Annotated in this window: 17 protein-coding genes and 1 pseudogene; 7 read left to right on the plus strand and 11 right to left on the minus strand. The window is 70.0% G+C overall.

All coding sequences use genetic code 11. The features are described 5' to 3' along the window. The first annotated feature begins 13 nt into the window (after positions 1-13). Genes GTY58_RS11220 through GTY58_RS11230 form a run of 3 tightly spaced genes read left to right on the plus strand, consistent with a single transcriptional unit; the run spans position 14 to position 2,445 of the window. Complete coding sequence (locus GTY58_RS11220; RefSeq protein ID WP_037650039.1) at positions 14-802, plus strand: ABC transporter ATP-binding protein; 789 nt, start codon at positions 14-16, stop codon at positions 800-802. Then, positions 789-1,700 (plus strand): ABC transporter permease, encoded by a 912-nt coding sequence (locus tag GTY58_RS11225; protein ID WP_010983576.1) that lies wholly within the window; start codon positions 789-791, stop codon positions 1,698-1,700. The genes GTY58_RS11220 and GTY58_RS11225 overlap by 14 nt, the downstream gene beginning before the upstream one ends. A 7-nt stretch (positions 1,701-1,707) precedes the next feature. Then, on the plus strand, positions 1,708-2,445 hold the full coding sequence (locus tag GTY58_RS11230; protein ID WP_010983577.1) for a sirohydrochlorin chelatase: 738 nt from the start codon (positions 1,708-1,710) through the stop codon (positions 2,443-2,445). A gap of 57 nt (positions 2,446-2,502) precedes the next feature. On the opposite strand, the gene GTY58_RS11235 is transcribed toward GTY58_RS11230, so the two are convergent. Both GTY58_RS11235 and GTY58_RS40600 read right to left on the minus strand, forming a co-directional pair. Beyond that, positions 2,503-3,099 (minus strand): TIGR03086 family metal-binding protein, encoded by a 597-nt coding sequence (locus tag GTY58_RS11235; RefSeq protein WP_010983578.1) that lies wholly within the window; start codon positions 3,097-3,099, stop codon positions 2,503-2,505. 25 nt (positions 3,100-3,124) lie between these two features. Further along, positions 3,125-3,301: pseudogene (locus GTY58_RS40600) on the minus strand (ketopantoate reductase family protein); the annotation flags it as partial. Here GTY58_RS40600 and GTY58_RS11245 point away from each other — a divergent pair. Continuing rightward, complete coding sequence (locus GTY58_RS11245) at positions 3,222-3,671, plus strand: aldo/keto reductase (protein WP_107083168.1); 450 nt, start codon at positions 3,222-3,224, stop codon at positions 3,669-3,671. The pseudogene GTY58_RS40600 and the gene GTY58_RS11245 overlap by 80 nt on opposite strands. Positions 3,672-3,739: 68 nt before the next feature. Here the strand turns inward: GTY58_RS11245 and GTY58_RS11250 are convergent, their stop codons facing one another. Continuing rightward, on the minus strand, positions 3,740-4,285 hold the full coding sequence (locus tag GTY58_RS11250) for a DUF1697 domain-containing protein (protein ID WP_010983580.1): 546 nt from the start codon (positions 4,283-4,285) through the stop codon (positions 3,740-3,742). A 296-nt stretch (positions 4,286-4,581) separates the two neighbouring features. Here GTY58_RS11250 and GTY58_RS11255 point away from each other — a divergent pair, with 296 nt between their 5' ends. Then, a complete protein-coding gene (locus GTY58_RS11255) occupies positions 4,582-6,855 on the plus strand; it encodes an MMPL family transporter (RefSeq protein ID WP_010983581.1) in 2,274 nt (757 codons plus the stop codon). A 70-nt stretch (positions 6,856-6,925) separates the two neighbouring features. Here the strand turns inward: GTY58_RS11255 and GTY58_RS11260 are convergent, their stop codons facing one another. The 4 genes from GTY58_RS11260 to GTY58_RS11275 all read right to left on the minus strand — a co-directional run bounded on the left by GTY58_RS11260 (position 6,926) and on the right by GTY58_RS11275 (position 11,232). Beyond that, on the minus strand, positions 6,926-7,897 hold the full coding sequence (locus GTY58_RS11260; RefSeq protein WP_010983582.1) for a CDP-alcohol phosphatidyltransferase family protein: 972 nt from the start codon (positions 7,895-7,897) through the stop codon (positions 6,926-6,928). A gap of 286 nt (positions 7,898-8,183) precedes the next feature. Further along, entirely contained in the window at positions 8,184-9,464 is a 1,281-nt protein-coding gene (locus GTY58_RS11265) for a sugar ABC transporter substrate-binding protein (protein WP_010983583.1), read from the minus strand. Further along, the gene (locus tag GTY58_RS11270) at positions 9,464-10,297 is read right to left on the minus strand and encodes a carbohydrate ABC transporter permease (RefSeq protein ID WP_010983584.1); all 834 of its coding nucleotides are present in this window, start codon (positions 10,295-10,297) and stop codon (positions 9,464-9,466) included. Before GTY58_RS11270 ends, GTY58_RS11265 begins: the two co-directional genes overlap by 1 nt. Further along, the gene (locus GTY58_RS11275) at positions 10,294-11,232 is read right to left on the minus strand and encodes a sugar ABC transporter permease (protein ID WP_010983585.1); all 939 of its coding nucleotides are present in this window, start codon (positions 11,230-11,232) and stop codon (positions 10,294-10,296) included. The genes GTY58_RS11270 and GTY58_RS11275 overlap by 4 nt, the downstream gene beginning before the upstream one ends. 246 nt (positions 11,233-11,478) lie before the next feature. Between GTY58_RS11275 and GTY58_RS11280 the strand changes: the two genes are divergently transcribed. Then, the gene (locus tag GTY58_RS11280) at positions 11,479-12,342 is read left to right on the plus strand and encodes an aminoglycoside phosphotransferase family protein (RefSeq protein WP_010983586.1); all 864 of its coding nucleotides are present in this window, start codon (positions 11,479-11,481) and stop codon (positions 12,340-12,342) included. A gap of 38 nt (positions 12,343-12,380) precedes the next feature. Here the strand turns inward: GTY58_RS11280 and GTY58_RS11285 are convergent, their stop codons facing one another. The 4 genes from GTY58_RS11285 to GTY58_RS11300 form a co-directional block, all read right to left on the minus strand. Beyond that, positions 12,381-13,103, minus strand: a complete 723-nt coding sequence (locus GTY58_RS11285) for a 3'-5' exonuclease (protein ID WP_010983587.1) — start codon at positions 13,101-13,103, stop codon at positions 12,381-12,383. 140 nt (positions 13,104-13,243) lie between these two features. Beyond that, positions 13,244-14,482, minus strand: a complete 1,239-nt coding sequence (locus tag GTY58_RS11290; RefSeq protein WP_037650037.1) for an SAV2148 family HEPN domain-containing protein — start codon at positions 14,480-14,482, stop codon at positions 13,244-13,246. Between the two features lie 115 nt (positions 14,483-14,597). After that, positions 14,598-15,917, minus strand: a complete 1,320-nt coding sequence (locus GTY58_RS11295; protein WP_010983589.1) for a copper amine oxidase — start codon at positions 15,915-15,917, stop codon at positions 14,598-14,600. A 150-nt stretch (positions 15,918-16,067) separates the two neighbouring features. Further along, positions 16,068-16,883 (minus strand): hypothetical protein, encoded by an 816-nt coding sequence (locus GTY58_RS11300; protein WP_037650034.1) that lies wholly within the window; start codon positions 16,881-16,883, stop codon positions 16,068-16,070. 215 nt (positions 16,884-17,098) lie between these two features. Between GTY58_RS11300 and glgX the strand changes: the two genes are divergently transcribed. Further along, positions 17,099-19,207: a glycogen debranching protein GlgX gene (gene glgX, locus GTY58_RS11305; protein ID WP_010983591.1), complete on the plus strand. Its 2,109-nt coding sequence runs from the start codon at positions 17,099-17,101 to the stop codon at positions 19,205-19,207. Positions 19,208-19,643 lie beyond the last annotated feature (436 nt).

Genomic DNA, 19,643 nt, shown 5'->3' on the forward strand with positions numbered 1-19,643 from the left:
GGAGGTGACGACCATGGCCACGACCATTGCCAAGGCCACCGACAGCGTCGGCGTGGTGGAGCACGCCGCTCGGATCGAGCACGTCTCCAAGTCCTTCGCCGGGCCAGCCGGGCGGCAGCTCGTCCTCGACGACATCACCCTCGATGTCGCGCCGGGCGAGTTCGTCACCCTCCTGGGGGCCTCGGGGTGCGGGAAGTCGACACTGCTCAACCTGGTGGCGGGCCTCGACGCCCCGACCACGGGCAGCATCACGACCAAGGGGCGACCGGCCCTGATGTTCCAGGAGCACGCCCTCTTCCCGTGGCTGACCGCGGGCAAGAACATCGAACTCGCCCTGCGGCTGCGGGGAGTTCCGAAGGCCGAGCGGCGCGACAAGGCGGAGGAACTGCTCGAACTCGTACGGCTGAAGGGCGCGTACGGCAAGCGGGTGCACGAACTGTCCGGCGGTATGCGACAGCGCGTCGCGCTGGCCCGTGCGCTCGCCCAGGACAGCGGGCTGCTGCTGATGGACGAGCCGTTCGCGGCGCTCGACGCGATCACGCGGGACGTCCTGCACGACGAGCTGACCCGCATCTGGCGGGAGACGCAGTTGTCCGTCCTCTTCGTCACGCACAACGTGCGTGAGGCGGTGCGGCTCGCCGAGCGGGTCGTGCTGCTCTCCTCCCGCCCCGGGCGGGTGGCGCACGAGTGGACGGTGGACATTCCGCAGCCGCGCCGCATCGAGGACACCGCCGTGGCGGAGCTGTCCGTGGAGATCACCGAACAACTGCGTGGGGAGATCCGCCGTCATGGCCAGCACTGAGACAACGTCGGCGGACGCTCCCGCCAAGGACAACACCCACCACGACCTGGCCGGTCTGGAGGCGGGCCTCGACGCACTGGAGACGGTGCAGGTCGGGCGTACGCCGTTCCGGCAGGTCTTCGTGCAGAAGATCCTGCCGCCGGTCATCGCGATCGCGCTCGTGCTGGTGGTGTGGCAGGCGCTGATCTCGTTCAAGATCGTCACTGACCCCTCCAAGCTGCCGCCGCTGTCCGCGGTGTGGAACGAGATCGAGAACGCCTGGCTGGAGGGCAAGCTCCTCGGCTACATCTGGACCAGCGTCTCCCGCGGCCTGCTCGGCTTCCTTTTCGCGCTGGTCATCGGCACCCCGCTGGGCCTGCTGGTGGCGCGCGTGAGGTTTGTGCGCGCGGCCATCGGCCCGATCCTTCAGGGTCTCCAGTCGCTGCCGTCGGTGGCCTGGGTGCCGCCGGCCGTGGTCTGGTTCGGCCTGAACAACTCGATGATGTACACGGTGATCCTGCTCGGCGCCGTCCCGTCGATCGCCAACGGCCTGGTGTCGGGCGTCGACCAGGTGCCGCCGCTGTTCCTGCGGGCGGGCCGCACGATGGGTGCGACGGGCCTGCGGGGCACCTGGCACGTCGTGCTGCCGGCCGCGCTGCCGGGCTATGTGGCGGGCCTGAAGCAGGGCTGGGCGTTCTCGTGGCGTTCGCTGATGGCCGCGGAGATCATCGCGTCCTTCCCCGACCTGGGCGTGGGCCTCGGCCAGCTGCTGGAGAACGGTCGCAACGCCATCGACATGGCCATGGTGTTCGAGGCCATCCTGCTCATCCTGGTCGTCGGTATCGCCATCGACCTGCTGATCTTCAGCCCGCTGGAGCGGTGGGTACTGCGCAGCCGCGGTCTCCTGGTGAAGAGCTGAGCCCGTCATGCACCGACCGGTACTCCTCGTCATCGCCCACGGCAGCCGCGACCCGCGGCACGCCGCGACCGTGCACGCCCTGGTGCGCCGGGTACGCGCCATGCGTCCCGGGCTGCGCGTGGAGACCGGCTTCCTGGACTTCAACGTCCCGTCCGTGAACGGGGTGTTGGAGTCTCTGGCGGCGGAGGGCGTCCGCGAGGTGGTGGCCCTGCCGCTGTTGCTCACCCGCGCCTTCCACGCGAAGGCGGACATCCCGGCGGTCCTGCGGGAGGCCCCGTCACGGCTGCGCATCCGGCAGGCGGAGGTACTTGGCCCGTCCCCCTTCCTGACGGCCGCGCTGGAACGGCGGCTGTACGAGGCGGGGCTGACCCCCGCCGACAGACCCTCGACCGGGGTCGTACTGGCCTCGGCGGGATCCACCGACCCGGAGGCGATCGCAGTGATCGGGGACATCGCGCGGGAGTGGCGGCGCACCGGCTGGTGCGCCGTGCGACCTGCGTTCGCCTCCGCGTCCCTGCCCCGCACCGAGGACGCGGTGCGGGAGCTGCGGGCACTGGGCTGCGAGCGGATCGCGGTCGCCCCGTACGTCCTGGCCCCCGGCTTCCTGCCGGACCGCATCGCACGGGGCGCGGCGGAGGCGGACGTCCTGTCGGATGTACTGGGTCCGGCGCCGGAGGTGGCCCACGTGCTGCTGAACCGGTACGACGAGGCGCGGGTACCGGCGCTGGCCGCCCTGGGCGCCTGAGACACCCGGGCGGGCGTCCCCGTTCAGTGGATCGAAGTTCAGCGGCCTGGCCGGAACTCAGCCGAGGGACAGCCTTCCCGTACGAGGGTCCCGGCCGCTCGACGCCAGGGCGCGGTCGAAGACGGGCGCGTCGTCCGGCACCGGCACCGGGTCGGCGAATCCGTCGTACTGGCGGTAGAGGTCGCCGTGTGTCTCGACCACGGCGAGGACGAACCGGGCCGCGCCGTCCGAGACGCGGTACTCCTGGCCGGTGGCCGTCGCGACGTCCCAGCCGTGGACCGCCAGCTCCTTGATGACCATCGAGGCGATGTCGGTGGCGGACACCTTCGCCATGCCGAGGTCGACCTCGCCCTCCCACACCGCCGGGTCCGCCCAGGCGGCGACCGCCCGGTCCAGCTGGGCGGCGTACGCCTCGGCCCAGTCCGGTTCGGCGGTGAAGTCGCGCGCGGTCAGCTCCTCGGGGAGCTGCTTGCGCAGGGCGCGGTGCTCCAGGCCGTGCGAGGTGTAGAGGACCCAGTGGTTGACCAGGGCACGGACGTCCCAGTCGGGGCAGTGGGTGGGATCGCTCAGCTGTGCCGCCGTGACACCGCGCGCGACACGGGCCGCCTCGGCGGCACATTCGATCATGTACGGGTGCATGTCGTCGTTCTTCATGCGCCTCACGCTAGAAACAGCCGGCTCAAGTCTCTTGAACAAACGCGACAGCATGGCCGGCAAGGCGTACGAGCTCGCGCACCGGCATCGACCCGGCCGGCCGCCGCTCCCGTGCGAACTGGTTGGCGAGCCGCTGGAGCAGCTCGTTCAGCGGAGTCGGTACGCCGTGCAGCCGCCCCAGCAGCGCGATCTCGATCGACACCGCGGACAACTACGGCCCGTCCACCAAGGGCGGCGTCGTACGCACCGGTGACAGCGCCTGGCACATCACCGGGCGCCCGGAGCAGCTGCGGGCGATGTGCGAGGCGAGCCTGCGGCTGCTGCGGCTCGACACGATCGACCTGTACCAGTTGCACCGGCTCGACCCCGGGGTACCGATGGCCGACCAGCTGGGCACGCTCGACGCGTTGCGCACCGAGGGCGAGATCCGGCACCTCGGGCTCGACACGGTCACCGCCGAACAGCTCGAAGCGGCACTGGAGTTGACGGACATCGCCTCCGTGCAGAACCGCTACAACCTGCTCGACCGTGCGTCGGAACCGCTGCTGTCCCGGCTGGACAGCCTGGGGTGACCGTGGGCCAGGGGTCGGACGCGAGCAGGCGCGGTTCGGCCTCGGCGGCGGCCTCGGCGGGGTGGTGCTCAGGCGCCGGTCAGCTCCTCCAGTTTGACGACCGTGTTCCAGTTGCGGCTGGTGGCGACGATCCCCTTGAGGAGGCGGGGCCTGGCCAGGGTCTCCCCCAGCTTGGAGCGGCCGAGGCCGTCAGGGGCGTACAGATAGAGCGCGCGGTCGCCCAGGCGGAACTCCTCCGGCAGGAAGGCCGGCTGGTCGAGCGAGGCGAAGCGCTCCGCGTCGACCGGCCCGGAGAAATAGGTGACGTGGAGCTGCTTGGCCTCCAGTTCGGCGGCCGGGAAGGGGCAGGCCTCGCGTACGGCCTTGAGATAGGCGTGGTCGCGGACGAGGACGTCGACGGTGAAGCCGAAGCGCTTCTCGATGGCCTGCCCGACCTCCGCCGCCAGGGACTGCTCGTCGCCGTGGTCGCTGGTGAAGACGGCGTTGCCGCTTTGCAGATAGGTGGCCACGCCCCCGTACCCGAGCCCCTGGAGGAGCGTCCGGAGCTCGGCCATCGGCACCTTCTTGTTGCCGCCCACATTGATCCCGCGGAGCAAGGCCGCATACGTCGTCATCCGCCCACCCTAGAGCGGCCGTCGTGCCGCGTGGGACGGGTACGGCGTCCGCGGCCGGTGGTCCGCTCGCCGCCCGGGGGACACAGTCCGCGCCCCTGATCCGTGTCCCCGAGATCCCCGGATACATGTAGGGGACCACTGTCCTCCCAGATGCTGAGGCCGTCCGGTCCGAGGGGAGGACTCGTCCACCCGGCGGATCACCAACCAGCACGACGAGTCGTTCTTATCCGGCCCATACCTTCGTAGTGAAGGTGACGGCAGGGGGCTGTCACCGCATTTGGAGGGGGCAGTCCGTCATGGCGAACGGAGAAACAACGCGGGTCCGGGGCATAGCAGCCCGGGCCGGCGGCTGGAGCGCCCGGCACCGCTGGGCAGCCGTCGGCATCTGGGTGCTGTTCGTCGTCCTGGCGATGGGACTCGGTTCGGCGGCGGGCCAGGTCAAGGTCAAGGAGAGCGACCAGCTGGGGGGCGAGACCCACACGGCCGCCAAGATCATCGAGGATGCCGGGATCGAGGAGCCGGCCAGTGAGACCGTCCTGATCCAGGTCAGGAACGGGTCGTCCAAGGCCACCGACGCCGGGTTCCGCGACGCGGTCGACGCGGTGATGCGGGCGGTCGAAGACACCGGCAAGGCGACGGACGTGACGTCGCCGTACGACACCCGGACCATCTCGAAGGACGGCCGGAGCGCGCTCGTGCAGTTCGACATGCGCGGCGAGTCGGACACCGCGGGCGAGCGGGTCGAGCCGGTGCTGAAGGCCGTCGAGGGTGTCCAGAAGGACCACACGGAGCTGCGGATCGAGGAGATCGGCGGCGCCAGCATGATGAAGCAGTACAACGACGCGTTCGGCGACGACTTCCAGAAGGCCGAGTACTCCGCGGTGCCGGTGGCCCTCGGTATTCTGCTGATCGCCTTCGGCGCGCTGGTCGCGGCGCTACTGCCGGTGGCCCTCGCGATCACCGCGATCATGGCGACGATGGGTCTGATGGGCATCGTCAGCCATCTGCAGCCGATGGACGACACCGCCAGCTCCGTGATGCTCCTGGTCGGTCTGGCGGTCGGCGTCGACTACTGCCTGTTCTACCTGCGCCGTGAGCGCGAGGAGCGGGCGGCGGGCCGGAGCGCGGACGCCGCCCTGCGCATCGCCGCCGCGACCAGTGGGCGCGCCATCATCGTCTCCGGAATCACGGTGTGTGTGGCGATGGCGGGCATGCTGTTCACCGGCCTCGCCACGTTCGAGGCGATGGGCCTCGCCTCGCTGATGGTCGTGGCGGTCGCGATGGTCGGATCGGTGACCGTGCTGCCGGCGCTGCTCTCGCTGCTCGGTGAGCGGGTGGAGAAGGGGCGGATTCCGTTCCTGCACCCGGACAAACGGCGTAAGAACGGCAACGCCGCCAAGGGCAACGGGGAAAGCCGGTTCTGGGGAGCCGTGCTCCGGGTCGTGCTCGCCAAGCCCGGTGTCGCGCTCGTCGTCGCGGCCGGCGCGCTGCTGGCGATCGCGGCGCCCGCACTCGGCATGAAGACCCAGAACCTCACGCTGGACCAGGAGTTCGGCGATTCACTGCCGATCGTGGGGACGTACAACCGCGTCAACGACGCCTTCCCCGGCGGCTCCGAGCCGGCCGAGGTGGTCGTCAGGGCCAAGGACATCAACGCCGCCGACGTGAAGTCCGCGCTGGCCGACTTCCGTACCCAGGCCGTGAGTTCGGGTGCCTCGCGCGGGCCGGTCGAGATCAAGGTGCACGACGCGCAGAACATCGCCTTCGTCTATGTACCGCTGGTCGGCGGCTCCGACCAGGACAAGGCCGGCCAGAGCCTGGACCTGCTGCGCGACAAGGTGCGGCCCGACACGCTCGGCAAGGTCGACGGCGTCCAGGCGCCGATCACCGGACAGGTCGCGGGGAACAAGGACTTCAACGATCAGCTGATCGGCTCGGTGGCCCCGGTCTTCGCCTTCGTCGTGGTCTTCGCCTTCCTGCTGATGCTGGTGTCGTTCCGCTCGCTGACGATCGCGATCACCTCGATCGTGCTCAACCTCCTTTCGGTGGGCGCGGCCTACGGCATCCTGGTCGGCGTCTTCCAGCACGGCTGGGGCGCCTCGCTGGTCGGCGCGGAGGGCGTGGGCGCCATCGTCACCTGGCTGCCGCTGTTCCTCTTCGTGATCCTCTTCGGGCTCTCGATGGACTACCACGTCTTCGTGGTCTCGCGGATCCGTGAGGCGCGGCTGCGCGGCCGGAGCACCAAGGACGCCATCCAGCACGGTGTGGTGACCACGGCCGGAGTCGTCACCAGCGCCGCCGTCATCATGGTCGCCGTCTTCGCGATCTTCGGGACGCTGTCCATGCAGTCCATGAAGCAGATGGGCGTGGGCCTGGCCGCCGCGGTCCTGATCGACGCGACGATCATCCGCGGCGTTCTCCTCCCCGCCGTGATGGCCCTGCTCGGCGAGCGCAACTGGTACCTCCCGAGGTGGCTGAACCGGCTGCCGGACCTCACCCACGACGAGTCACCCGAGCCGGTGTCGCCGCCTCAGCCGCCCGCCGTGGAGGGCGAGCGGGTGGGAGTCTGACGACAGGTTCGACGCGCGTACGTGGCCGGGGTGTACGCACCCCGGCCACGGTGCTGTCCGCGTGGGCTGCTCAGGCCGCCCGGGCCACGTCGTCGCGCTCGAAGGAGTCGATCGTGCGGGTGAAGTCGCGGGTGGACAGCAGCAGCTTGTAGATGATGGCGAGCTCGAAGACGAGGAGCAGGGCACCGGACACGATCGTCGCCCCGATCACCGAGTCGAGGAACGGGCCGATGATGAAGACGCCCATCTGGAATTCGATGCCGCTCACCAGGTGGGTGCGAATGCGGTGGCGCAGCAGGAAGGAACGTGCCCTCAGATAGGCCGGGAAGCGGTGCCGGAACTCCTCGTGCAGGTCGATGACCTGGGCCTGGGGGCGGGCCGCCGTGCCGCCTTCGGGAGCCTCCTGCCCGGCCGCGGCGCTGCGCTGGTCCTGCTCGATGTCCGCCTCGGGATTGTTGCGCAGCAGGTCTTCCATGAAGGCCAGCTCGGCCTGGTTCTCGGACCGGCGCGCCTCCCTCAGGCGGGACTTGATCTGCTTGCGCATCGAATGGCGGATCTTGAAGATTTCCAGCGAGTTGATGTAGCGCAGGGTGTCCAGGCCGATCACGGCGGCGGCCAGCCAGATGTACGTCGTGTCTCCGGAGCGCTCGTACTGCCCGGCCATCAACGCCACCGCGCACACCGCCACCCGGATGCGGTCGAAGACGAAGTCCAGCCAGGCCCCGAACACCGAGCCCTGGCCGGTCAGCCGGGCGACCTTGCCGTCCATGCAGTCGAGGATGAAGCTCAGGTGGTAGACGACGGCACCGGCGACCAGCCAGCGCCAGTCGCCGAGCGCGAAGCACACCGCCGAGGCGAGACCGAGCAGGAACGCACCCCAGGTGAGCTGGTTCGGCGTGATCCTCGTCCGCAGCGCGACCTGCCGCACGAGCGGGGTGGCGACCGGGTCGACGAGCAGCACGGTCCACCAGGCGTCGCGCTTCTTCTGCGTGATGCGGCGCACCTCGGGAAGGGGCGGGAGGTCTCGGCGTAGGGAGGGCATAGGTCAACTTCCTGGCGTTCGACTGGAATTAATCTCACGTTAGGAATCCTCTTACCGAGAGAACAAGATCCCGCTCGTGCAACCTTCCCGAGGGGGTATCGGTCCAACTCCACTACCAAGTCCATGTCTTTTTCCGGCAGTTACCGCGTTATCCGAGCGTTACCGAATGACCCGACCGTTATCCAAAGTGCGCCAGGACTTCACCGGTCGCGTGCAACCTTTACGCCAGGGAAACCGTGGACTCGCGGACAGTCACGGTTCTCCGCCTCGAACGGTCCTGGGCCCCTCAGCGCTGATAGCGAGCCAGCACCAGATTTCCGTCCTCGACCAGCCGCTTTCTCAGCTCGGCCAGGCCGATCGCCCCGCTGTAGTACTCCTGGAACGCGGGGGTCGCGACCTTGTCCTTCCACTCCGGGTAGCCGCGTACGGACTGGGCGGGAGCCGAACGGAGGTGGGCGGCGAGTGCGGTGCCGGTCGCCCAGTCGTCCATGGCGGTGTGCAGGGCGGGGTCCTTGAGGGCCTCGGTGCCCGTGGGCAGCATCCAGTCGCCGAGCGCGAGCCGGACCATGTTCTTCGGCCGGAGCAGGAAGTCGATGAACTCGGCGGCCTCCTTCTTGTGCGGGCTGTCCGCGGCGACGGACAGCGTCTGCGGGCTGACGCCCTGGGCGAGCCCGTCGGCACCGGCCGGCGCGGGCAGCACCTGCCACTCGAAACCCTTCGGCGCCTGTTGCGCGATCTGCTGCCGGTACGAGAAGCCGAGCGGGACCATCGCGTACTTCCCACCGAAGAACCCGGGCAGCGTGTCGGAACCGCCCATACCGAGCGTGCTGCCCGACGCGCTCCCGTCGGTGTTCACCTCGTCGTGCACGGTGCGCGGCACGAGGGCGTCGGCCGCGTCGAACCGCACCGTCACCTTGCCGTCGGCACCCCGGTGGAACATCTGTCCGCCGGTCGAGAGGGACAGGTTGAGCGTGGCCGAGACGGGTTCCTTGAGCGGCCAGGCGACGCCGTACTTGCCCTTGCCGCTCAGCTGACCGGCGATCCGGCGGAACTCGTCCCACGTCCACGGCCGCTCGGGGGTCGGAATGCGCACCCCCGACTCCTTCAGCCAGGTGGCGTTGGCGATCAGCACCCTTGGCTCCTGGAGGAACGGCACCCCGTAGATCCCGTCCCCGAAGGTCGCCGTCCGCCAACTCCGCTGCGGGATGTCCGACATGAGCCGGGCGGGCAGCAGTTCGCGCAGATCGGCGAGCGAGCCGCCGTAGGCGAAGTCGGCGAGGTCGTCGGACGCGTCGTGGATGACGTCGGGCGCCTCACCGCCCTCGAAGGAGGTCAGCAGCTGGTCGTGGACGCTGTCCCAGCTTCCCTGCACGTATGCGACCTGGACGGCCGGATGCGTCGCGTTCCACTCCTCGACCAGCTCCTTGTTGGCAGCGACGGACTCCTCCTGCCAGGCGAGGGACTGGAAGCGGAGGGTGATACGGCCGCCGGAGCCGTCGTGGTCCGAAGAACATCCCGCGAGCAGCAGCCCCAGCGCGACGAGCGCGGTGATCCACCTCCTGCGCATCAGCTCTTCACCGCCCCGGTGAGCATGCCGCCCGTGATCCGCCGCTGGATGACCGCGAAGACGACCAGCGAGGGCAGGGTGGCGAGGAACGCCGCCGCGGCCAGCGGGCCGAGGTCCGCGACGCCCTCCGCGCCGATGAAGTGTGTGAGGACGACCGGCAGCGTCTGTTTCTGCGGGGTCTTGAGCAGCACCAGCGCGAAGAAGAACTCGTTCCACGCGGTGATGAACGCGAACAGTGCCGTCGCCACGATGCCCGGCGCCAGCAGCGGTGCGGTCACCGACACCAGCGTGCGCGCCCGCCCGGCGCCGTCCACTGCCGCCGCCTCCTCCAGCTCCACCGGCACGGCCCGTACGTACCCGACCAGCATCCACAGCGCGAACGGCAGCGCCCACACCACGTACACCATGATCAGACCGGGCACGGAGTTGATCAGCCGCAGGTGCTTGAGGACCAGGAACAGCGGGATGATCACCAGAACGAACGGGAACGCCTGGCTGACCACCACCCAGCCCGTGGCGGCCCGGGCGAGGAGGGTGCGGCGCCGGGCCATGACGTAGGCCATCGGAGTCGCGATCAGCACGGCGATCAGCGCCGCTCCGAGGGCCGCGAGCAGGGAGTTGAGCGCGGCGTGCAGCAGGGGCTGCTCGTCGAAGGCCTGCCGGAAGTTGGCGAGCGTCGGGTTCCTCGGGATCCAGGTGGGGTGCAGACTGGCCAGCTCGCGCGGCGGTTTGAAGGCCGTGGAGATCAGCCAGAGGAAGGGGAAGGCGAGGAAGACGAGATAGGCGAGCAGTGCGACGTACTGGCCGGCGCGGGCCCTCTTGGGGGTCTTCACGCGTCTTCGCCTCCCTTCAGACGGCCCACCAGGAACACGGCGAGGAGCACCGAGATCACCGCGACCAGCACACAGCCCATCGCCGCCGCGTAACCGAACTGGCCGTAGCGGAAGGCCTCTTCGTAGGCGAAGAGCATGGGCAGGCGGGTGCGGCCGCCGGGGCCTCCGTTGGTCAGCACATAGACCAGGGCGAACGAGTTGAAGTTCCAGATGAGGTTGAGCGCGGTGATCGCCAGCGCGACCGGTCTGAGGGCCGGCCAGGTGACGCTCAGGAAGCGGCGCCAGGCGCCCGCGCCGTCCATCGAGGCCGCCTCGTGGAGTTCACGCGGGGTGTTCTGCAGCCCGGCGAGCAGGGCGACGGTCGTCTGCGGCATGCCCGCCCACACGCCGACGACGATCACGGCGGGCAGGGCGGTGGACAGACCGGACAGCCAGTCGCGGCCGTCACCGAGGCCCAGATCGCGGATCGTCTCGTTGAGGATGCCCGCGTCCGGGTTGTAGACGAGCCGCCACATGATGCCGACGACCACCTCGGGCATCGCCCAGGGAATGATCGCGAGCGCCCGTGCCGCCCAGCGCAGCTTCAGGTCCTGGTTGAGCAGCAGGGCGAGCCCGAGCGCGAGCAGGAACTGCGGCACGGTCACCCCGACCGCCCACAGCAGCCCGATCCGGAACGAGTCCCAGAACAGCGTGTCCTGCACCAGGTCCTGGAAGTTGAGGGTCCCGATCCACTGCGTGGGCGCGGTCCGCCCCGACTGGGAGTCGGTGAACGCCAGCGCGATCCCGTACAGCAGGGGTCCGACGCTGAGCACGAGGATCGGGAGCAACGCGGGCAGCACCAGGAACCAGGCGCCCTGGCCGGTGGGCGTCCGGCCCCGCCCGGCGGGCCGCGGCGGGCTCTTCACTGACCGCTTCGTCACGGTCGCCAATGTCACGAAATCGGCTCCTTCGGGCGACTCGCACCGGTCTGGGGCCTGGTCGCCACGATGGCGTCGTCCGGCAGGCGCCCCTGCGCCGACCGGCCCCAGCGTCCGGGCGGCCCCGTCATGGTCCTGAGGGACTGACGCGACGTCAAGACAGCGTGCAAGCCCTTGTAGGCGGCCCGACCAGCGCCAATGCGACACTTTCCGTCGGATGGCGTGTTCGTGACGCCGTACGCGCGAGGAACACGGAGGCGAACGATGGACGAGGCACAGGCGCGGGACGTACTGGCCACGGCGAGCGTGCTGCCCGGGCCGGCCCGGGACGCGCGGCTTCTCGCCCTGGGCGAGAACGCGGTGTTCGCCGCCGGTGACCTGGTGGTCAAGGTGGGGCGCGACGCCGAGCTCCTCGACCGCGCACGGCGGGAGCTGGAGATCGCGCACTGGCTCGCCGACACCGGCGTCCCCGCGGTGCGGGCCGCCGAGCCCGAGGCGCGGTTGGTGGACGGCCATCCGGTGACGGTGTGGCATCGGCTGCCGGATCCGGTACGCCCCGCGGAGCCCCGGGACCTGGCCGAACTGCTGCGGGTGGTGCATGCCCTGCCCTCCCCCTCCTTCGACCTGCCGCCCCGCGAACTGCTGGGCGGCGTGGAGCGCTGGCTGCGTCTGGCGGGCGACGCGATCGATCCGGCGGACGCGGCCTATCTGCGCGAGCGCCGCGACGGGTTCGCCGCGGCCGCGGCCGCGCTCACTCCGCAGCTGCCGCCCGGCCCGATCCACGGCGACGCACTGCCCCGCAATGTGCACGTCGGCCCGGGCGGTCCGGTCCTGGTCGACCTGGAGACCTTCTCCGCCGATCTGCGCGAGCACGACCTGGTGGTCATGGCCCTGTCCCGTGACCGCTACGGGCTGCCCGCCGAGGCGTACGACGCGTTCACCACGACATACGGGTGGGATGTGCGGGAGTGGACGGGCGCTGCCGTGCTCCGGGGCGCCCGGGAGACCGCCAGCTGCGCCTGGGTCGCCCAGCACGCGCCGAGCAATCCCAAGGCACTGACCGAGTTCGAGCGGCGTGTGGCGTCACTGCGGGACGGGGACGAGACGGTGCGCTGGTACCCCTTCTGAGTACCCTGCCTTCCCGGCCGCCCGTCCCGGACGTCCGCTCAGACCGTTTCGTCCGCCGGCTCCCGCAGCGGCCATGTGCCGTCCACGACCGCCGCCGTGTCGCCCTTGCGGCGCAGGAAGCTCTGGAAGTCCGCCGCCCAGGCCGCGTACCACTCGATCTGGCGGCGGTGCAGCTCCGCCGGGCCGAGCGCGGCGATCTTCGGGTGGCGGTGGGCTATCGCGGCGGCGAGCCGGGCCGCGGCCAGGGCGTCCGCGGTCGCGTCGTGCGCGGCGTCCAGGGGGACGCCGTACTCCGTGCAGACCGCCTCGAGGTTCCGCTTGCCGCGGCGGTAGCGGTCCACCCAGCGGTCGATCGTGTACGGGTCGATCACCGGTGCCGGGTCGCGGCCGTCGAGCCGCTCGCGCAGCGACGGCAGTCCGTACCGGCGCAGTTCGGCGGACAGGAGGGTGAGGTCGAAGGTCGCGTTGTACGCCACGACCGGCACTCCGGTTCGCCAGTACCCCACGAGGGTCTGCGCCAGGGACTCGGCGACCCGGTCGGGGGGACCGCCCTCGGCCGCGGCCCGCTCATTGGTGATCCCGTGCACGGCCACCGCGTCCGCCGGGATCTCCACGCCCGGGTCGGCCAGCCACTCGCGGCGTCCGACCGGCTCTTGACCCTTGACCTCTATGACCGCGCCGGTGACGATGCGCGCCTCGCGCGGATCCGTTCCGGTCGTCTCCAGGTCGAAGCCGATCAGCAGCTGCTCGTGCCAGGCCATGGCGGCCCCCCTTCGTGGTGGTGCTTTCCCCCAGTGGTCTCCACCCTCCCACGCGCCACTGACAATCCGGCGACCGCGTTCCGCTTCGCCGGTCCGGGCGACCCCGCGGACGCACCGCGCCCGCCCGGAATGCGGACTCGTCAGGACACAGGCCGCGAATCCGCCCAAGCCAGTTCGAACTCCTCGCGGTAGGTCGGGAAGAGCCCGCTGTCGTCGACGTCGTCCGCCTTCACCACCCGGCCCCCGCCGCGCAGCACCAGGACCGGCGCTTCCATGCCGCGGGTGCGCCGCAGATACGACTGCACCACCGCGATGCCGTCGGAGCCGTCTCCGTCGACGAGATACGCGGTGAAGCGAGGCGTCTCGTCGTAGACCTGGATCTCGAAGGCGCCCGGGTCGCGCAGCTTGGACCGCACCCGGCGCATGTGCAGGATGTTCATCTCGACGGCGCGGCTCATCTCGCCCCGCTTGATGCCGAGTTCGCGCTCGCGCCGCTTCACCGCGCTGGACGCGGGATTCAGGAACAGCAGACGCACCCGGCAGCCCGACTCGGCGAGCCGTACCAGCCGGCGCCCGGAGAAGTTCTGCACGAGCAGGTTCAGGCCGATGCCGATGGCGTCGAGGCGGCGGGCGCCGCCGAAGATGTCCTCGCCCGGGAACTGCCGCAGCAGCCGTACCCGGTCCGGGTGGACGCCGACCACGTCCCCGTACCGGTCGCCGACCATGTCCTCGACCGCGTCGACGGGCAGCCGGCGTGCGGACGGCACGTCGCTGCCCGCGCCGAGGATCTCCAGGAGCTTCGCCGAGGCGCGCTCGGCCTGGCCGAGCACCGCTTCGGACAGGGCCCTGTTGCGGGAGACGACGTTACGCGTCACCTCCAGCTCGTCCAGGGCGAGTTCAACGTCGCGGCGCTCGTCGATGTACGGCTCGAAGCACGGCCAGTGCTGCACCATCAGCTCGCGCAGCTGCGGCAGGGTGAGGAAACTCAGCACGTTGTCGTCGGCGGGGTCCAGCAAGTAGCCCTTGCGGCGGCTCACTTCGCGTACCGCGACCGCCCGCTGGACCCACTCCTGGCCGGCCGGTCCGGCCGCGGCGACCACCCACTCGTCGCCGTGGACGGGTTCGTAGATGGGGCGCAGAACAGCGGCCACGACCGCGCGCAGCCGCTGTTCGACGAGGTTCAGCCAGATATAGGCACGGCCGGCCCGCTGGGCGCGCGTACGCACCTCGCGCCAGGCGTCCGTGCCCCAGTCCAGTTCCGGTCCGATGGATCCCATTTCCATCGGCCGTGCCAGGGACACCGCGCCGGGTGGGACATCTGTGGAGTTCCCCTCGTGACCCTCGTCACCAGGGGGCAACTCCAGCCCTCCCGAGCCCACCCACGCACCGCCTTCCGCTCCCCCGAGCTCTCCCCTGTGGCTGATCCCAGCCAACGATCAAGGAAGGGTACTCCGGGAGCAGCGGGCGATGCAGCCGGATGGACAGTGTCGTTTCTCAACTACCGTTTTCCACATGCCCGTTCTGGTCGGCCAGCTCGGCCGGAGTGAGCGGATTCATAGCGGTGACATCGCGCGGAGCTATCGAGAAGCCCTGCCAGTGTACCGGCATCGGCTGCTGGTCCTCGTCCCGGGCGATGTGGTGGAAACCGACGTTGACCCAGGCGATCGGGTGGGTGAGGGTCTGTCCGCCGACCCACTTGTCGACGGACTTACCGGCTCCGGTACCGCAGTTGCGCAGGTTGTCGCTGGCGAACTGTTCACACTTCTTGTACTCGGTGAAGTAGATGTCGTGCTTGGTGAAGCTGCGGCCGGGGTACTTGGTGGTGGCGCCCGGGACGATCTCGTAGGAACGCGCGTGGTCGTCCTTGTTCTTGCCGGTCGCGCTGACGACCCGCCACCAGCGCATGTTCTTGGCGTCGCCCGCGAGTTCCTTGGTGATCTTCGTGCGGGTGGTCTTGTTGGTCGGGCCCTCGTTGCCCCGGGCGGGCGCGGTGACCACGGAGTCGTACTGCTCGACCGTGTTCTTCGAGGAGCCGTCCAGACCGAAGTTGAGCCGCCAGAAGATGTTGTGGCTGTGGCTGGTCGCGTACGCCTTGGCGCCCTTGCCGAGGGGCCAGCCGCGGCCGTCGCCGGCGTCGTAGTCGACGGGCGAGAGGCTGCCGGTGGCGCCGACGTTCATGTTGATCGTGCCGTCGTCCTGGAAGCGCCACTCGGTGATGTACTCGTACCAGCCGACCTGGTTCACGGTGTAGACCAGCAGGTCCTTGCCCTGGGCCTGGAAGACCTTGTTCGCCGTGTCGCCCTGCATGCGGTAGGCGTGGCCGCGCGAACGGGTGGTGGTGCACAGACCCTTGACGTTCGGGTGCTGCGGATCCCAGGCGCCCGGGACCTTGACGGTCTTGATGGTGCCGCCGGGGCACTCGCCGGGCGCCATGTTCATCAGGCCCTGGCCGAAGCCCGCACCCGTGAGGTCGCTGTACTCGGCTTTGCCGTCGTCGTAGGGGACGTGGATCTGGCCGAGCTTGGCGCTGGTGAGGACCTTGATCGGCCGTGTCTCACCGGGCGGCTGGTACGAGATGTTCTCCAGGACGAGCCCGGCCTCGCTCTCGTAGTGCCAGCACATCTGCCAGGTGGTGCCGGAGGCGAGCTTCTGCTCGATCCGGTACGCCGCGCTGCAGTCGGCGGCCGCCGCGGGTGCCGACTTGGTCTGGGCGACGGCCGGTCCCGCGACCGTCGTCGCACCGACGGCGAGCGCCGCCACGGACAGGGACACCGCCGCCCGGCGGCGGGCCCGGCTGATTCTGTTCACGCGCATGAAGAAGTGACTCCTCGCGAAAAGCAGGAAGAAGGAAGGGAAAGAAGGAGGGGAGAGAAGAGAGGGGACGAGGGGGGACGAGAGAGCGGGAGAGAGCGGCAGAGGAACAGAAAGGAAGGCGGAGCGTTGGAAAAGCGAACGGACCGCGGCTCAGCCGAGCTTGCCCACCTTGCGCGCGCTCAGGTCGACCACCAGGTCACGGCTGTCGATCCAGGGCCCGTTCCTGACCTTCGGGAACAGCCGCACGCAGCGGTGGTCACCGCACTGCGCGAGGACCGCGGGCTGGGCACCCGAGGTCGCCCGGTAGGCCATGCTGTTGAGCAGCAGCTGATCGGGCGAGGTGAGTTCCTTGCCGGTCGCGTCCTTGAAGTCGGCCTTCAGGCCCGCGCCGAGCGGGTCGGCGATCAGCAGCCTGGCCGCCTCGACGGCCTCGTCGGAGCTGATCGGCGGCTGGACGCCGTGCTGGGTGTCGGTCTGCTCGACCTTCCCGCTGTCGAGGTTGACGGTCTTGGTGACGAGCGTGTCGTCCTTGTAGTCGTAGAACCGCACGTCGGCGCGGCGCGGCGCGTTCGCGCCGGCCGGCGCGTTCTCGTCCTGCTCCGCGAGGTCGACGCCGACGCGCTGTGGGCCGCGCCTGCCCTCGACGTTCTCGCTGGAGCCGAAGAACTGCTGGTTCACCGCGATCTGCGCGACCCGCTTCGTCTCGTCGTCGGTGAGGGGGTCGCGGCCCGTGCCCTTCTCCCCCTCGGCCGGGGCCTGCTCGACGACGCCGGGCTGCGCCGCCGCCTGCCCCTGCTGCCCGGCCTGTCCGGCCTGCTGGGCGGACTGGCCGGCGCCCTGGCCGCCCTGTTCGTCGGCCCCCGCCGAGCCCGGGAGCGTGATGCCGACCATCACCGCGGTACCGGCCACAGCGATGGCCGCGCCTGCCACCACCTTGCCCAGATGGCGGTGCACTATCTTGCGCACATTTCCCCCTACTCCTCCGGTCTCCAGGAGTGTCTTGAGCCCCACTGGTTCGGCATGGCGCGTATGCGTCGGCGTAGTGCTTATGTGACGGCATAGCGCCTATGCGCTGGTCGCCCGCTAAGAGGGACGTAAGCCATAGGAGGTTCCATCACTTTCGGGGAGACTCGGCAGGGAGTCGCCCCCAGGGGCCCGGGACAACTGGAAGAGTCGTATCCATGCAGGTCTGGCCTGGAGAGGCATATCCACTCGGCGCCACGTACGACGGCGCCGGTACCAATTTCGCGGTCTTCTCGGAGGCCGCCCATCGGATCGAGCTGTGTCTGCTGCACGACGACGGCTCGGAGACGGCGGTGGAACTGAGGGAGACCGACGCGTTCGTGCGGCACGCGTATCTGCCCGGCGTCATGCCGGGGCAGCGGTACGGCTTCCGCGTGCACGGCCCGTTCGCGCCGGGGCGCGGGGTGCGCTGCAATTCCGCCAAGCTGCTGCTCGATCCGTACGCGAAGGCGATCAGCGGCGAGATCAAGTGGGGCGAGGAGGTGTACGGCTACCACTTCGGCGCCCCCGACAAGCGCAACGACCTGGACTCGGCGCCGCACACGATGACCTCGGTCGTGATCAACCCGTACTTCGACTGGGGCAACGACCGGCGGCCGCGCACCGAGTACCACCACACAGTGCTCTACGAGGCCCATGTGAAGGGCCTGACGATGCGGCATCCCGCGCTGCCCGAGGAACTGCGCGGCACGTATGCGGCGCTCGCCCACCCCGCCATCATCGAACACCTGACTGAACTGGGCGTCACCGCGCTCGAACTGATGCCGGTGCACCAGTTCGTGAACGACCACCGTCTGGTGGACATGGGCCTGAACAACTACTGGGGCTACAACACGATCGGTTTCTTCGCCCCGCACAACGCGTACGCCTCCTGGGGCGACCGCGGCCAGCAGGTGCTGGAGTTCAAGTCGGCAGTGAAGGCGCTGCACGAGGCCGGGATCGAGGTCATCCTGGACGTGGTCTACAACCACACGGCCGAGGGCAACCACATGGGCCCGACGCTCTCCTTCAAGGGCATCGACAACGCGTCGTACTACCGGCTCACCGACGATCCCCGCTACTACATGGACACCACGGGGACCGGGAACTCCCTCCTCATGCGCTCCCCGCACGTCCTCCAACTGATCATGGACTCGCTGCGCTACTGGGTCAGCGACATGCATGTCGACGGCTTCCGCTTCGACCTCGCGGCCACCCTGGCCCGGCAGTTCCACGAGGTGGACCGGCTGTCGTCGTTCTTCGACCTGGTCCAGCAGGACCCGGTGGTCTCCCAGGTGAAGCTGATCGCCGAGCCGTGGGACGTCGGCGAGGGCGGCTACCAGGTGGGCAACTTCCCGCCGCTGTGGACCGAGTGGAACGGCAAGTACCGCGACACGGTGCGGGACATGTGGCGGGGCGAGCCGCGTACGCTCGCGGAGTTCGCCTCCCGCCTGACGGGCTCGTCGGACCTCTACCAGGACGACGGCCGCCGTCCCCTCGCCTCCATCAACTTCGTCACCTGCCACGACGGTTTCACCCTGCACGACCTCGTCGCGTACAACGACAAGCACAACCAGGCCAACGGCGAGGACAACCGGGACGGGGAGAGCCACAACCGGTCCTGGAACTGCGGGGCCGAGGGCGACACCGACGATCCGGCGGTGCTGGCGTTGCGGGCGCGCCAGATGCGCAACTTCATCGCCACGCTGATGCTCTCGCAGGGCGTGCCGATGCTCAGCCACGGGGATGAGTTCGCGCGCACCCAGGGCGGCAACAACAACGCGTACTGCCAGGACGGCGAGCTGTCGTGGGTGGCGTGGCCCGAGGACGGCAGCGAGCTGCTGGAGTTCACGCGCGCGATGGTGTGGCTGCGGCGCGACCATCCGGTCTTCCGGCGCCGCCGCTTCTTCCACGGGCGGCCGGTGGAGGGCACGCACGACGAGCTGTCGGACATCGTCTGGTTCACGCCGACGGGTGAGGAGATGATCCAGCGCGACTGGGATTCGGCGCAGGCACGGGCGCTGACGGTGTTCCTCAACGGCACCGCGATCTCCGAGCCCGGCCCACGCGGAGAGCGGATCTCGGACGACTCCTTCCTGTTGATGTTCAACGCCTCCCCGAAGTCGCTGGAGTTCGTGGTGCCGGTCGACCACGGCCGCCAGTGGCAGGTCGTCGTCGACACGGCACGCACGGACGGGATCCCGCCGGGCACGGTCGCGAAGGTCAAGGCCGGGGACCGGCTGACGCTGGTGGACCGGAGCCTCACGGTGTTGCAGCGGCCGGCCTGATCAGCCGGACAGGCCCGGGGTGAACCGTTCACCCCGGGCGTGGCGGAGCGCTGCGGACGCGCCGTCCGCCCGTGGCCGGGCGGCTTCGGCGCGGACGCGGTCCGGGTGGTCGGCCGGTTCCACGCCCTGGTCGGGCGAGCGGGCCCTGGCGGCCGATCCGTCCTGACCGGCGCCGGACGCACCACGGACCCCGGCTCCTCCCCCGGCCGGGGCGCCGGGCAGCACCCGTGGGGGACGGCCGTCCGGGCGAGCGCTCCACCGTCCGGACCTGCGGGGGCCGGGAGCCGCCGGGGGCGTCCGGCCGAGCGCCGACGGTACGTCTCGCCTGTGCCCCCGCCCGCCCTCGCTGTCCGTGTCGCACGAATCCAGCCACCCGCGCGGTGACCCGTGCACGCGTCGATGACACGAAAGACCGCGAGGCGGGTACGTAGGGTTC

The organism is Streptomyces sp. SID5469, from assembly GCF_009862865.1.
Classification (GTDB): domain Bacteria; phylum Actinomycetota; class Actinomycetes; order Streptomycetales; family Streptomycetaceae; genus Streptomyces; species Streptomyces avermitilis.